Below are 12513 nucleotides of genomic sequence, written 5' to 3'. Positions count from 1 at the left end.
ATGCCGATCGGCTTTACGCTACGGCATGCGGGGCCCGCGCGATTGGCGGAAAACCTTGGCAAAATCGGCGCTTGCCAGCGCGCGGCGAGTCGCCTTAACCTCTCGATTAAGAGAGGAGCAAAAGCCATGTCGGAGCTGGAAGCTTTCCGCGCGGAAATCCGCGCGTGGATCGAGGCGAACTGCCCGGAAGAGATGCGCAAGCCCGTGCAGGGCGAGGACGACATCTGCTGGGGCGGGCGCAATTTCGTGTTCAAGAGCGCGGCGCAGAAAGCCTGGATGGAGGTCTGCGCGGCCAAGGGCTACACCGTGCCGGATTGGCCCAAGCCCTATGGCGGCGCGGGAATGAGCCCGCCTGAAGCCAAGATCTGGCGCGAGGAACTGGCGCGCGCCGGGGCGCGGCCGCCGCTGTCGAGCTTCGGCATCTGGATGCTCGGGCCGGCGCTGCTGAAGTTCGGTACCGAAGAGCAGAAGGTGCTGTACCTGGGTCAGATCGCGCGCGGCGAGATCCGCTGGTGCCAGGGCTACTCGGAGCCGGGTTCGGGGTCCGACCTCGTCGCCTTGCAAACCTACGGCGAGGACAAGGGCGACCACTGGGTGGTCAACGGCCAGAAGATCTGGACGAGCTATGCCGACAAGGCCGACTGGATCTTCTGCCTCGTCCGCACGGACAAGACCAATGTCTATCAGGGGATCAGCTTCCTGCTGTTCGACATGACGACGCCGGGCGTGACGACGAAGCCGATCAAGCTGATCAGCGGCAATTCGCCGTTCTGCGAGACCTTCTTCGACAACGTGGTGGTGCCCAAGCACCAGATCGTCGGCCAGCTCAACCGGGGATGGGATGTGGCGAAGTACCTTCTCGGCCACGAGCGCGAGATGATTTCGGGCGCAGGCGGCGGCGAGCAGACGAGCACGATCGGCAAGGTGCTGACGCGCAACGGGCTTGATGATCCGATGCTGCGGGCGGAACTGGCGCAATTCGATATCGATGCGCTGGCCTTTGCGGCGTGCGGGGAGAAGTTCCTCGACGAGATCAAGGTCGGCAAGGCACACCCCGCCAAGCCCAACATGATGAAGTACGCGGGCACCGAGCTCAACAAGCGGCGGCACGAGCTGCTGATGGCGGCGGGCGGCAGCACGGCGCTGGAGTGGGAAAGCGAGGAAACACGCGGCGGCGCACCGGCGCGGTCATGGCTGCGGACCAAGGCCAATTCGATCGAGGGCGGCACGAGCGAGGTCATGCTCAACGTCGTCGCCAAGCGCATTCTCGAGCTGCCGGGGGCGTAACGAGCAATCCCCCACCAACCGCACATGCTGAGCTTGTCGAAGCATCGGGCGCGGCCGTGGTGCCAGCACCCTTCGACAAGCTCAGGGTGAGCGGAGTTGGGGATCTGGGTTTCGGATTTTCTGACTTTTTAAAGGCTTAGGAGTGCATCCATGCCGCTGTACCATACCGAAGATCAGGCCATGCTGGCCGAGAGCGTCACCGGCTTCATGGCCGACGAGGGCGGGATCAAGAAGCAGCTGCGCCACTGGCGCGACATCAATTGCAAGGACGGCTTCGGCCACGGCTTGTGGAAGCAGTTTGCCGAGATGGGCCTCACCGGCATGCTGGCCGCCGAGGCAGACGGCGGGCTCTCCATGGGCCATGTCGAGGCGGGCATCGTGCTCGCCGAGATCGGGCGCAACCTGACGCCCTCGCCGTTCCTGACGACGTCGGTGATGGGCGTGACCGCGCTGAACCACGCGTCGGACGACCTGCGCGGGCGCTGGCTGCCGGGGATCATCGCGGGCGAGACGGTGCTGGCCATGGCCATCGACGAAGGCGCCAAGCACAAGCCAGAGAAGATCGCCTGCCGCGCCGAGAAGGCGGGCAATGGCTTCCGCCTGACGGGCGCCAAGGACTTCGTCATTCATGGCACGTCGGCGGATGCGATCATCGTGGCGGCGCGTACGTCCGGCAGCGACAGAGATGCCGACGGCGTGACGCTGTTTGCCGTGCCCAAGGACGCGGCGGGGATCGGGCACAATGCGGTGCGACTGGTCGATAGCTCCCTCGCCAGCCACGTTCGCTTTGATGGCGTGGAGCTCGATGGTTCGAGCGTGATCGGCGAAGTCGATGGCGGGCGCGCAGTGCTGAACAAGGTGCTCAGCGCGGGGCGCATCGGTGCGGCGGCGGAGCAGACCGGCGTAGCCGGTGGGGCCTTCGCGATGACGACCGGCTACCTCAAGACGCGCAAGCAGTTCGGCAAGCTGATCGGCGAATTCCAGGCACTGCAGCACCGTGCGGCGCACCTCTATTCGGAGCTGGAGATCGCCGAGGCAGTGGTGATCAAGGCGCAGCAGCTGCTCGATGGCGGTTCGGAACGGGCCGAGCTGATGGTCTCGGTCGCCAAGGCCAAGGCGGCGCGCGCGTGCAACCTTGCGGTGCGCGAAGGCGTGCAGATGCACGGCGGCGTGGGCATGACCGACGAATACGACATCGGGCTCTACATGAAGCGCGAACGCGCGCTGACCGAGTTCATGGGCGATGCCAATTACCATGCCGAGCGCGTTGCGCAGCTCAGCGGCTATTGAGGATACCTGATATGGATTTTGCCAAGCTTTTCAGCCTCGAAGGCCGCGTCGCGGTGGTGACGGGCGGTTCGCGCGGGATCGGGCGGATGATTGCCGAAGGCTTCATCGCGGCGGGCTGCGAGCGAGTCTACATCACGGCGCGCAAGGCTGCTGTGGTCGAGGAAACCGCCGCCGAACTCGGGCCCAAATGCATCGCGCTGCCGGGCGATATCTCGACCTTTGCGGGGATCGAGGCGCTGGCCGAGGACCTGGCCCAGCGCGAGAGCCGGATCGACATCCTCGTCAACAATGCGGGCGTCGCGTGGGGCGCGGAGTTCGACGATTTCCCGGAAATGGGCTGGGACAAGGTGATGAACCTCAACGTCAAGACGCCGTTCTTCCTGACGCAGAAGCTGCATGGTCTGCTCAAGGCCGCTGCCGGCGAGCGCCCGGCCAAGGTGATCAACATTGCCTCGGTTGATGGCCTGCGCGTGAACCCGTGGGAGACCTACAGCTATCAGGCCTCGAAAGCGGCGCTGGTGCACCTGACACGGCGCATGGCCGCGCGCCTCGTCAAGGACAACATCATCGTCAACGCGATCTGCCCGGGCGCCTTCGCTTCGGAAATGAACAAGGCGGCGGCGAAGAACCCTGAAGCGTCGGCGCGGGGCATCCCATCCAAGCGCATCGGCAATCTGGAAGACATGGCGGGCGGCGCGATCTTCCTCGCCAGCCGTGCGGGGGATTATGTGGTCGGTACGCCGCTGCCGATTGACGGCGGCATCGTGAACGCGTGGATTCCCGAGAATCCCGTCAACCCGCTGGGGGAGTGACGCCATGAGCCGCGCGGTCCGCCAACTTGCCGACGGGTTCCACTTCGGCGAGGGGCCGCGCTGGCATGAGGGGCGACTGTGGTTCAGCGATTTCTACAGCCACACCATCCGATCGGTGGACCTCTCGGGGGACCACCGGATCGAGCTGGAGCTGGATGACCAGCCATCGGGGCTGGGGTGGATGCCCGATGGCTCGCTGCTGTTCGTATCCATGCGCAAGCGGCAGGTGTGGCGGCGCTGGCCGGATGGGCGGCTGGCGCTGCATGCCGATCTGGCGGACCTGACCGCGCATCTTTGCAACGACATGGTGGTGGATAGCGAGGGCCGCGCCTATGTCGGCAACTTCGGCTTCGATCTCGACCATGAACTGCGCGCGCGGGGTGTCCCGGCGGTGCTGGCGGATCATCCCAAGGCCAATCTGGTGCTGGTGCAGTCGGACGGCAGCGTCGCGGTCGCCGCGCCGGACATGAGCTTTCCCAACGGCACGGTGATCACGCCCGACGGCAGGACGCTGATCATCGGCGAGACGCTGGGTGCGCGGTTGACGGCGTTCGATATCGGCGAGGGCGGGGCGCTTTCAGGGCGCCGCGTCTGGGCCGAGACCGGGCCGCGCGTGCCGGACGGGATTGCGCTCGATGCCGATGGGGCCGTGTGGATCGCCAACCCCATCGCGCCCGAATGCGTGCGGATTGCCGAGGGCGGCGAGGTGCTGGAGGTTGTCTCGACCGGCGCAATGCCTTGCTATGCCTGCATGCTGGGCGGGCCGGAGGGGCGGCACTTGTTCATGCTCTGCGCGCCGAGCAGCGATGCGGAAGTGGCGAGGAGCGCGGCGAAGGGCGTGGTGCTGGTGGCCGAGGTGGACGCCTGCCGGGCTGGGAGGCCCTGACCATGGATGACAACGGGACAGCGCAAGCCATAGGAGATCGCGAGCTTGCCATTGTGCGCCGGTTCGCTGCCGCCCCGGCCGCTGTCTTCCGCGCGTTTGCCGATGCTGCACTGTTTCGGCAGTGGTGGGCACCGGAAGGTTCGGGCGTGACCCTGCAGGACTGCGCAATCGACCTGCGCACCGGGGGGGCCTATCGGCTGGTCTATGCCTTCGACGAGGATGGCACCATGGCGTTTCACGGGATCTATCCTGAGGTCGTCCCCGATGCGCGGATCGTGTGGACCAACGCCGAGGACCCCGATGGGGCCGTCACGACAGTGACCTTTGCCGCAGCGGACGGTGGAACCCTGCTGACGTTTCATGAGCGCTATCCGGGGCCGGAAGCGCGGAACGAGGCGCTGGAGACTTCGGCTGCCGCCCTGCCGGGGCAATTGGCGCAACTGGCGGCGCTGCTCTAAGGCCGCATCAGTTCGCGCACGAAGCCGATCAGGCCCGTCTGGCGGGCGCGCTTCATGCGTTCGGCGTGGAGAATTTCGCGCACCTTGGCGAAGCATTCCTCGATATCGTCGTTGACCACGACGTAGTCGTAGCCGTCCCAGTGGCTGATTTCGGCGCGGGCACGTTCCATGCGGGCGGCGATGACCTCGGCGCTGTCCGTGCCGCGACCGGTCAGGCGGCGGCGCAGTTCGTCGATGCTGGGGGGCAGGAGGAAGACGCGGACCACGTCGGTCTCAAGCTTCTGGTAGAGCTGCTGCGTGCCCTGCCAGTCGATGTCGAAGAGGAAGTCCTGCCCCTCGCGCAGGCCGGCCTTAACTTGCGCCTTGGGGGTGCCGTAGCTGTGGCCGAAGACGTGCGCCCATTCGAGGAACTGCTCGTCCTCGATCATCTGGTCGAACTGCTCCTGCGTGACGAAGTGGTAGTCCTTCCCGTCGACTTCGCCGGGGCGCATCGGGCGCGTGGTGGCGGAAACGGAGAGGCGGATCGCGGGATCGCCTTCGAGCAGCATGCGCGAGATCGTCGTCTTGCCGGCGCCCGAGGGCGAGGACAGGATGAACATGAGGCCGCGGCGGTGGAGCGCGTCGGAGGACTGGGGAGTCGGCTGGACCATGCGCGCTGTTGGCGCATGCCTGCCCTCCGGGTCAAGGGCGCTTGGCCTTTGGGCGATTCTTGCGGTGCTCGTGGAGCGTCTTGGCGAGCAATGCGCCGCCGACGACAATGGCGCCGGGAACCGAGCGCGTGGCGATGCGCGTGGCGGCGGCGGTGATCAGGCGCGTGCCGATGCCGCGCTTGGGCCTGGGTACTTTGGCGGCCTTTTCCGCCGCTTTTGCGCCCGCAGCCTTGGCGGCCGACTTCAGCACTTCGGGCGCGGCGCCGAGAATGCCGCGGTCGACGCCTTGTTTCAGCAGCCGGGAGCCCGCGCGCATGGCGATGCCGGCAAGGATCGTGCGGGTGAGCGGGCCGACCGGATCAGGCGATTCGGCAGGGACTTCTGGTGCTTCCGGAGCCTGCTTGCCGGAGGCGGTCACTTCTTGCGGCCGAAATCCACGGTGACGACGTTGGAGCCGTCATCGGAGCCCGTCGGCTCGTTGCCCTCGGGCGAATCGTTCTCCGCGTCGTGCAGCGCTTCGTCTTCCTCGGCGTCGCCCGAGGTCTGGAACTGCAGGCCGAAATCGACCGCCGGATCGACGAACGCGGTGATCGCGCTGAACGGAACCACCAGCGTGGACGGGATCTGGTTGAACGAAAGGCCGACGCTGAAGCCTTCGGGCGTGACCTTCAAATCCCAGAACTTGTTCTGGAGCACGATCGTCATCTCGTCCGGAAAGCGCTCCTTGAGGCGCGGCGGGATGGCCACGCCGGGGGCGCCGGTCTTGAACGTGATGTAGAAATGGTGCGCGCCGGGAAGCATGCCGCCCGCGCTTTCGACCTGGCCGAGCACGCGGCCGACCACCGCGCGCAGGGCTTCCTGCACGATTTCGTCGTAGGGGATCAGGCTGTCAGGTCCGTCGCTCATCACCCCCAAGGTGGCTTGGTGCACCGCGCGGGTCAAGGGGGCGTAGCGTGCAGGCAATTGATTCTGGCCGGAAGTGGCCTATAGGCCGCCCTCATGCGCACCGGATCGATCGCCCGCACCACGCACGAAACCGACATCAAGGTCGCCGTGAACCTCGATGGCACCGGGACGTTCGATGTGAACACCGGGATCGGTTTTCTCGACCACATGATCGAGCAGTTCAGCCGCCATTCGCTGATCGACGTGACCTGCCACGTGAAGGGCGACCTCCACGTCGACCAGCACCACACGACCGAAGACAGCGCCATCGCGCTGGGGCAGGCGATCGCGCAGGCACTCGGCGACAAGAAGGGCATCACCCGCTACGGTACGGCCTATTCACCGATGGACGAGGCGCTGGCCCGCGTGGCGCTGGATATTTCCGGTCGTCCGGTGCTGGTGTGGAAGGCACAGTTCACGCAGCCGCGTCTTGGCGAGATGGATACCGAGCTGTTCGAGCACTGGTTCCAGTCGATCAGCCAGGCCGCCGGGATCACGCTCCACATCGAATGCCTCTACGGCTCGAACAACCACCATATCATCGAAGGCATCTACAAGGGCTTTGCCCGGGCGATGCGCAGCGCGGTCGAGATCGATCCGCGAAAAGGCGATGCCGTGCCGAGCACCAAGGGCATCCTCGGTGGCTGAGGTGCTGGCGTTGGTGGACTATGGCGCGGGAAACCTGCGCTCGGTCGCCAATGCGCTGAAGGCGGCGGGGGCCGAGGGTGTGTCCGTGACGGCGGACCCCAATGTGGTGCGTGCGGCGGACCGGATCGTGCTGCCGGGTGTCGGTGCGTTCAAGGCCTGCATCGAGGCGCTGCGAGGCGTGCCGGGGCTGGTCGAGGCGATGCGCGAGCGGGTGCTGGTGGGCGGGGCGCCCTTCTTGGGCATTTGCGTGGGCATGCAGCTGCTCGCAGACCGGGGCATCGAATTCGGCGTGACCGAGGGGCTGGGCTGGATCGGCGGCGAAGTGCGGGCGATCGAGCCGACGGACCCGGCGATCAAGGTGCCGCACATGGGCTGGAACGATGTCGCGCCGATGCACCACAACCCGCTGATCGTGCCGGGCGAGGCCTATTTCCTGCACTCCTACCACTTCGTTCCCGAGGAAGGCGCGAGCGTGGCGGCGATGACCGACCATGGCGGCGGGCTTGTCGCGGCGGTGGGGCAGGACAACGTGCTGGGCGTGCAGTTCCATCCCGAGAAGAGCCAGGATTACGGGCTGGCCTTGCTCGCAAGATTTTTGGAGTGGAAGCCTTGATCGTATTTCCGGCCATTGATTTGAAGTGCGGGCAGGTCGTGCGGCTGGCCGAAGGCGATATGGCGCGCGCGACGGTCTATGGCGATGATCCGGCGGCGCAGGCGATGCTGTTTGCGGACGCGGGTTCGCAGTATCTCCATGTCGTCGATCTCGACGGAGCCTTTGCGGGCGAGGCGGTGAACCGCGCGGCGGTCGAGGGCATTCTCAAGGTGTTTCCGGGCCACGTGCAGCTGGGCGGGGGCATCCGCACGCCCGTTGCGGTGGATGGCTGGTTCGATCTGGGCGTGAGCCGGGTGGTGATCGGCACGGCGGCGCTGAAGGACCCGCAGTTCGTGAAGGATATGGCCAAGGCCTATCCCGGCGGGATCGTGGTGGCGGTCGATGCGCGCGACGGGATGGTCGCGACCGAGGGCTGGGCCGAGGTTTCGGACGTTTCGATTGTCGATATGGCGAAGCGGTTCGAGGATGCGGGCGTGGCCTCGATCCTGTTCACCGATGTGGGGCGCGATGGGCTGCTCAAGGGCTGCAATATCGACGCGACACTCGATCTGGCGCGCGCGACGCGGCTGCCGGTGATCGCGAGCGGCGGGGTGAAGGGTATCGACGATATCCGGATGCTCAAGATCCATGAGGCCGACGGTATCGAGGGCGTGATCACGGGCCGCGCACTGTTTGAAGGGCGGCTGGATCTGGCGGCAGCGATTGCCATGGCGGAGGCGTGATGGTGATGGCGGGCAATTTCCTGACCCGAGGTTTGGTTGGGTCCTCCGTTGCCTTAGCGATTGCAGTTTGCCCGATTTCAATTTCTGCTCAGCAGTCGTCGGCTCGGCTGCCAAAATTTGCGGACTATCCCTCAAACCTCTTTCGCGGGAAAAAGCCTCCACTCAAGCTTGATCGCGAGGACTTGCTGTTCAAAACGCGCCTGCGTGCCCTCTACAACTCCAGCCCGAACTTTGGTGGGCATTACGCGATTTCTGTTGTTGGTTGCGGAGCGGATTGCGCTTTCCTCTTGGTTGTCGATTTGGAGGCAGGTCGCCCTGTCAGTTTCGACGTGCCATCTGGAGAGGAGCTGACCTACTGCGATGAAAATCGGTTCCGTGATTCAAGGGGCGAAGCAATCGACCACGACTTCGTTTTCCGACCGGAGAGTCGGCTATTTCTGGTGAGCGGAAAAATGGCCGGAAACGAATGCGGTGTTCGCTATTTTGTCGAGAAGGGTGGCAAAATGACCTTGCTCCGTGATGTTCACCTGAAGCCCGTACAATGACCGTCCGCGTCCGTGTCATTCCCTGCCTTGATGTGCGCAATGGGCGCGTGGTGAAGGGCGTGAACTTCGTCGATCTGCGCGATGCGGGCGATCCGGTCGAGCAGGCGCGGGCCTATGACAAGGCGGGCGCGGACGAGCTGTGTTTTCTCGATATTTCAGCGAGCCACGAAGGGCGCGGCACGCTGCTCGATGTCGTGGCGCGCACCGCAGAAGTCTGCTTCATGCCGCTGACTGTGGGCGGCGGGGTGAGGAGCGCCGAGGATGCGCGCGCGCTGCTGCTCGCGGGGGCGGACAAGGTGGCGGTCAATTCCGCGGCCGTCGCGCGGCCCGAACTGGTGCGCGACATTGCCGAGCGGTTCGGCGCGCAATGCGTGGTCGGCTCGGTCGATGCGCGGCGCACCGGTCCGGGCAAGTGGGAGATTTTTACCCATGGCGGGCGCAAGGCGACCGGGATCGACGCGCTGGCCCATGCCGAGCACCTCGCCACGCTTGGCGCGGGCGAACTGCTTGTCACTTCGATGGACGGGGATGGCACGCAGGCCGGCTACGACCTTGAACTGACGCGCACGATTGCCGATGCGGTGCCGGTGCCGGTAATCGCGAGCGGGGGTGTCGGCAATCTGGACCATCTCGTCGCGGGCGTGCGCGAGGGGCATGCGAGCGCAGTGCTGGCGGCCTCGATCTTTCACTTCGGCACGCACTCGATTGCCGAGGCCCATGCGGCCCTGCGCACGGCGGGGATTCCGGCGCGCGGATAGCCCTGCCGACTGTCGGAATTTCTGACAAATGCCGCCGGAACGCTGCGGACGTTAACTAGCGAAACCTGCTTATATCCTTGATTTTTCGGTTCTTGGCACAGGCATTGCATTAACTTTTCAGTCATCTTTGCTTCCCTAGGAACCTTCGCGTGTCGCGAATGCTCTCTGCCCTTGTCGTCCTTGTCCTCACCGCCGGCCCTGCCTTTGCGCAGGCGAGCGGGGGGACGGCGATTCCGGAACCCACCGATGGCGCGCTTTTCGCGATCGGGCTGGCCGGCCTGATCATTGGCCGCCGGGTGGCGAAGCGCAAAGAGGACTGAGCGCCCGGCGCCAGGTGTCTCGACTTCGCTCGACACGAACGGATGTACTTCGCCAGGCACGAACGGATGGCGGGTGCTGCTCCGCCAAACTTGACCTTCCCAATCCAGCACGCCATGCCCGCGCGCATGGACGAAACCACCCTCCTGTCCCGCCTCGAAGCCACCATCGCCGCGCGCCGCGCCGGTGATCCGGATGCCAGCTACGTCGCGCGCCTCAACGCCAAGGGGCGCGGCAAGATGGCGCAGAAGGTGGGCGAGGAAGCGACCGAAGTGGTGATCGCCGCGCTGACCGGAAGCCCCGAGGCGCTGGTCGGCGAAGCGGCGGACCTGCTGTTCCACCTGCTTGTGCTGATGGGCGATTGCGGCGTTTCGCTCGCCCAGGTGACGGCGGAGCTGGAGCGGCGCGAGGGAACGTCCGGGATTGCCGAGAAAGCCAGCAGGAGCTCTTGAACATGGCGGTCGATGCCACGCAAGCCTATGACGACCAGAACGTCTTCGCGAAGATCCTGCGCGGAGAGATCCCGTGCCGGAAAGTCTACGAGGACGCGTGGAGCCTCGCTTTCCACGACATCAACCCGCAATCGCCGACGCACATTCTGGTGATCCCCAAGGGCGCCTATGTGAGCTGGGACGACTTTTCGGCGAAGGCCTCTGATGCCGAGATCACCGGCTTCGTGCGCGCGGTTGGCCATGTCGCGCGCGAGGCGGGGCTGGTGGCGCCGGGGTATCGGCTGCTCGCCAACACCGGCACCAACAGCCACCAGGAAGTACCGCACCTGCATGTGCACGTGTTTGCGGGCCGGCAGCTGGGGCCGTTGCTGGCGCGGGTGGACTGAAGCCGGGGCTGGGCTTCACCGTAATGGGTTAACAAATCGCAGCCTTTGATCTTGCCTCGCGAGTCGCGGCAAGGCTAGGACAGGCCGCGCATGCCTCTCCCGCTCCCCCCCTCCGGCTGTTTCGACGGCGCGCGGCACCTTTATGCGGTACGCGTATACTTTGAGGACACCGATCTTTCCGGGGTGGTCTATCACGCGAATTACCTACGCTGGTTCGAACGCGCGCGCTCGGACATGCTGCGTCTGCTGGGTATCGACCAGCGGGGCGCGCAGGAAGCGGGCGAGGGCGCGTTTGCCGTCACCGATCTGGCGCTCAAATATGCCCGCCCGGCGCGGCTTGACGACGATGTGCTGATCGAGAGCACTGTCGCCGAAGTTTCACGCGTGACGTGCAGTCTGGTCCAGAAGGCGTGGCGCGGCGAGGAACTGCTGGCCGACGGTCAGGTGCGTGTCGCTTTCGTCTCGCCGCAAGGCCGCGCGCGGCGGTTGCCGGCGCATTTCCATACCGCATTCACGGCGCTCACGGCGCCATCGCCCGAAGGGTCCGTCCATCCATGATGCTTTCCGTTCTTGCCGCTGCCGCAACAGGCATAACTGCTGGCATGCCGACCCGGCTCAACCCGGTCGCGCTGTTTCTTCATGCCGATATCGTGGTGCAGGTGGTGATGGGCGCGCTGGTGCTCGCCTCGGTGTGGGTGTGGATGATCATCGTCTCGTTCTCGCTCCGCATGGGGAGCGTCCAGCGCAAGTGCGACAAGTACGAGACCGCCTTCTGGGAAGCGCGCGATGTCGACGCCTTCCACAAGGAAAACGGCAGCAAGGACGTGCCGAGCGCGCGGGTGGTGACGGCGGCGCTGGCGGAGTGGCGGCGCTCGACCTCGGGCAAGACGATTGACCGCGAAGGCACGCGCCAGCGCCTCAACAGCGCGATGGAAAGCGTGGTGACGTCGGAGACCGACCGGCTGGCGGGCCGGCTCAATTTCCTCGCGACAGTGGGTTCGGTCGCGCCCTTTGTCGGCCTGTTCGGCACGGTGTGGGGCATCATGGACAGCTTCTTCAATATCGGCGCGCAGCAGAATTCCTCGCTCGCGGTGGTGGCGCCGGGCATTTCGGAAGCGCTCTTCGCAACCGCCATCGGCCTCTTCGCGGCTATCCCGGCAGTGATTGCCTACAACCGCTTCTCGCACCGCGTGAACCGCTTCGAGACGCGGCTGTTCCGCTTTGCCGACCGGTTTCATGCCACCTTGAGCCGCGAGCTGGAGCAGTAGGCCGTGGCGATGAACATGGCCTCGGGGGGCAGTGGCGGCCGGCGCGGACGGCGCGGACGGCGCAGCGCGGCGATGAGCGAGATCAACGTCACGCCGCTGGTCGACGTGATGCTGGTGCTGCTGATCATCTTCATGGTGACCGCACCGATGCTGACCGCGGGCGTGCCGATCGATCTGCCGGACAGCCAGGCCGAGGCGCTCAAGACCGAGCAGAAGGCGATCACCGTCAGCATGGACGGCGAGGGGCGCATCTTCCTCGACGATCAGGAACTCGCGCCGGGTGAACTCTCGGACCGCCTGACGGGCCTTGCCGTGGCAGGGCCGGACGGCAAGCTGCCGCAAGTGACGCTGCGCGCTGATCGCGGGCTTGATTATGGCCGCGTGGTGGCGGTGATGGGCGCGCTCAATGCGGCGGGGTTCAAGTCGATCTCGCTGGTCACCAACGGTTCAGTAACGGCGCCGTAGGCGGACGGGA

19 protein-coding genes are annotated in these 12513 nt (G+C 65.7%); 16 read left to right on the top strand and 3 right to left on the bottom strand.

The window, feature by feature from the left end; all coding sequences use genetic code 11:
• Window positions 1-126 precede the first annotated feature (126 nt).
• The 5 genes from NDB2M1_RS04620 (at window position 127) to NDB2M1_RS04600 (ending at window position 4733) form a co-directional block, all read left to right on the top strand.
• On the top strand, window positions 127-1287 hold the full coding sequence (locus tag NDB2M1_RS04620) for an acyl-CoA dehydrogenase family protein (protein WP_072379896.1): 1161 nt from the start codon (window positions 127-129) through the stop codon (window positions 1285-1287).
• Window positions 1288-1437: 150 nt separating this feature from the next.
• On the top strand, window positions 1438-2577 hold the full coding sequence (locus NDB2M1_RS04615) for an acyl-CoA dehydrogenase family protein (RefSeq protein WP_072379894.1): 1140 nt from the start codon (window positions 1438-1440) through the stop codon (window positions 2575-2577).
• 11 nt (window positions 2578-2588) lie between these two features.
• Window positions 2589-3389 carry an SDR family oxidoreductase gene (locus NDB2M1_RS04610; RefSeq protein ID WP_072379892.1) on the top strand — a complete coding sequence of 267 codons (801 nt, stop codon included), beginning with the start codon at window positions 2589-2591 and terminating at the stop codon, window positions 3387-3389.
• 4 nt (window positions 3390-3393) lie between these two features.
• A complete protein-coding gene (locus NDB2M1_RS04605; RefSeq protein ID WP_072379890.1) occupies window positions 3394-4275 on the top strand; it encodes an SMP-30/gluconolactonase/LRE family protein in 882 nt (293 codons plus the stop codon).
• 2 nt (window positions 4276-4277) lie between these two features.
• A complete protein-coding gene (locus NDB2M1_RS04600; protein WP_072379888.1) occupies window positions 4278-4733 on the top strand; it encodes an SRPBCC domain-containing protein in 456 nt (151 codons plus the stop codon).
• Here the strand turns inward: NDB2M1_RS04600 and gmk are convergent.
• From gmk to NDB2M1_RS04585, 3 genes are read right to left on the bottom strand one after another with little or no spacing between them, the layout of a single operon-like run.
• The gene (gmk, locus tag NDB2M1_RS04595) at window positions 4730-5383 is read right to left on the bottom strand and encodes a guanylate kinase (protein ID WP_072379886.1); all 654 of its coding nucleotides are present in this window, start codon (window positions 5381-5383) and stop codon (window positions 4730-4732) included. The two genes, NDB2M1_RS04600 and gmk, sit on opposite strands and share 4 nt — an antisense overlap.
• A gap of 31 nt (window positions 5384-5414) precedes the next feature.
• Window positions 5415-5801: a hypothetical protein gene (locus tag NDB2M1_RS04590; protein ID WP_072379884.1), complete on the bottom strand. Its 387-nt coding sequence runs from the start codon at window positions 5799-5801 to the stop codon at window positions 5415-5417.
• The gene (locus tag NDB2M1_RS04585; protein WP_072379882.1) at window positions 5798-6289 is read right to left on the bottom strand and encodes an SspB family protein; all 492 of its coding nucleotides are present in this window, start codon (window positions 6287-6289) and stop codon (window positions 5798-5800) included. Before NDB2M1_RS04585 ends, NDB2M1_RS04590 begins: the two co-directional genes overlap by 4 nt.
• A 93-nt stretch (window positions 6290-6382) precedes the next feature.
• On the opposite strand from NDB2M1_RS04585, the gene hisB reads away from it, so the two are divergent.
• From hisB to tolR, 11 genes are all read left to right on the top strand, one after another.
• Window positions 6383-6976: an imidazoleglycerol-phosphate dehydratase HisB gene (hisB, locus tag NDB2M1_RS04580; RefSeq protein WP_072379880.1), complete on the top strand. Its 594-nt coding sequence runs from the start codon at window positions 6383-6385 to the stop codon at window positions 6974-6976.
• Window positions 6969-7589: an imidazole glycerol phosphate synthase subunit HisH gene (gene hisH / locus NDB2M1_RS04575; RefSeq protein ID WP_083554648.1), complete on the top strand. Its 621-nt coding sequence runs from the start codon at window positions 6969-6971 to the stop codon at window positions 7587-7589. Before hisB ends, hisH begins: the two co-directional genes overlap by 8 nt.
• Window positions 7586-8311 carry a 1-(5-phosphoribosyl)-5-[(5-phosphoribosylamino)methylideneamino]imidazole-4-carboxamide isomerase gene (hisA, locus tag NDB2M1_RS04570; protein WP_072380143.1) on the top strand — a complete coding sequence of 242 codons (726 nt, stop codon included), beginning with the start codon at window positions 7586-7588 and terminating at the stop codon, window positions 8309-8311. Before hisH ends, hisA begins: the two co-directional genes overlap by 4 nt.
• Entirely contained in the window at window positions 8311-8856 is a 546-nt protein-coding gene (locus NDB2M1_RS04565) for a hypothetical protein (RefSeq protein ID WP_072379876.1), read from the top strand. Before hisA ends, NDB2M1_RS04565 begins: the two co-directional genes overlap by 1 nt.
• Window positions 8853-9614 (top strand): imidazole glycerol phosphate synthase subunit HisF, encoded by a 762-nt coding sequence (gene hisF, locus NDB2M1_RS04560; RefSeq protein ID WP_072379873.1) that lies wholly within the window; start codon window positions 8853-8855, stop codon window positions 9612-9614. The genes NDB2M1_RS04565 and hisF overlap by 4 nt, the downstream gene beginning before the upstream one ends.
• Window positions 9615-9772: 158 nt before the next feature.
• Window positions 9773-9934: a PEP-CTERM sorting domain-containing protein gene (locus NDB2M1_RS21935; RefSeq protein ID WP_304437611.1), complete on the top strand. Its 162-nt coding sequence runs from the start codon at window positions 9773-9775 to the stop codon at window positions 9932-9934.
• Between the two features lie 126 nt (window positions 9935-10060).
• Entirely contained in the window at window positions 10061-10384 is a 324-nt protein-coding gene (locus NDB2M1_RS04555; protein ID WP_072380141.1) for a phosphoribosyl-ATP diphosphatase, read from the top strand.
• Window positions 10385-10386: 2 nt separating this feature from the next.
• A complete protein-coding gene (locus NDB2M1_RS04550) occupies window positions 10387-10770 on the top strand; it encodes a histidine triad nucleotide-binding protein (protein WP_054120690.1) in 384 nt (127 codons plus the stop codon).
• A 90-nt stretch (window positions 10771-10860) separates the two neighbouring features.
• Window positions 10861-11328 (top strand): YbgC/FadM family acyl-CoA thioesterase, encoded by a 468-nt coding sequence (locus tag NDB2M1_RS04545; RefSeq protein WP_054120691.1) that lies wholly within the window; start codon window positions 10861-10863, stop codon window positions 11326-11328.
• The gene (gene tolQ, locus NDB2M1_RS04540; protein WP_054120692.1) at window positions 11325-12038 is read left to right on the top strand and encodes a protein TolQ; all 714 of its coding nucleotides are present in this window, start codon (window positions 11325-11327) and stop codon (window positions 12036-12038) included. Before NDB2M1_RS04545 ends, tolQ begins: the two co-directional genes overlap by 4 nt.
• 3 nt (window positions 12039-12041) lie before the next feature.
• Complete coding sequence (gene tolR, locus NDB2M1_RS04535) at window positions 12042-12503, top strand: protein TolR (RefSeq protein ID WP_054120693.1); 462 nt, start codon at window positions 12042-12044, stop codon at window positions 12501-12503.
• Window positions 12504-12513 lie beyond the last annotated feature (10 nt).

It is taken from the genome of Novosphingobium sp. NDB2Meth1 (genome assembly GCF_900117425.1).
GTDB lineage: Bacteria > Pseudomonadota > Alphaproteobacteria > Sphingomonadales > Sphingomonadaceae > Novosphingobium.
This window is presented reverse-complemented; position numbering and strand designations above follow the sequence as displayed.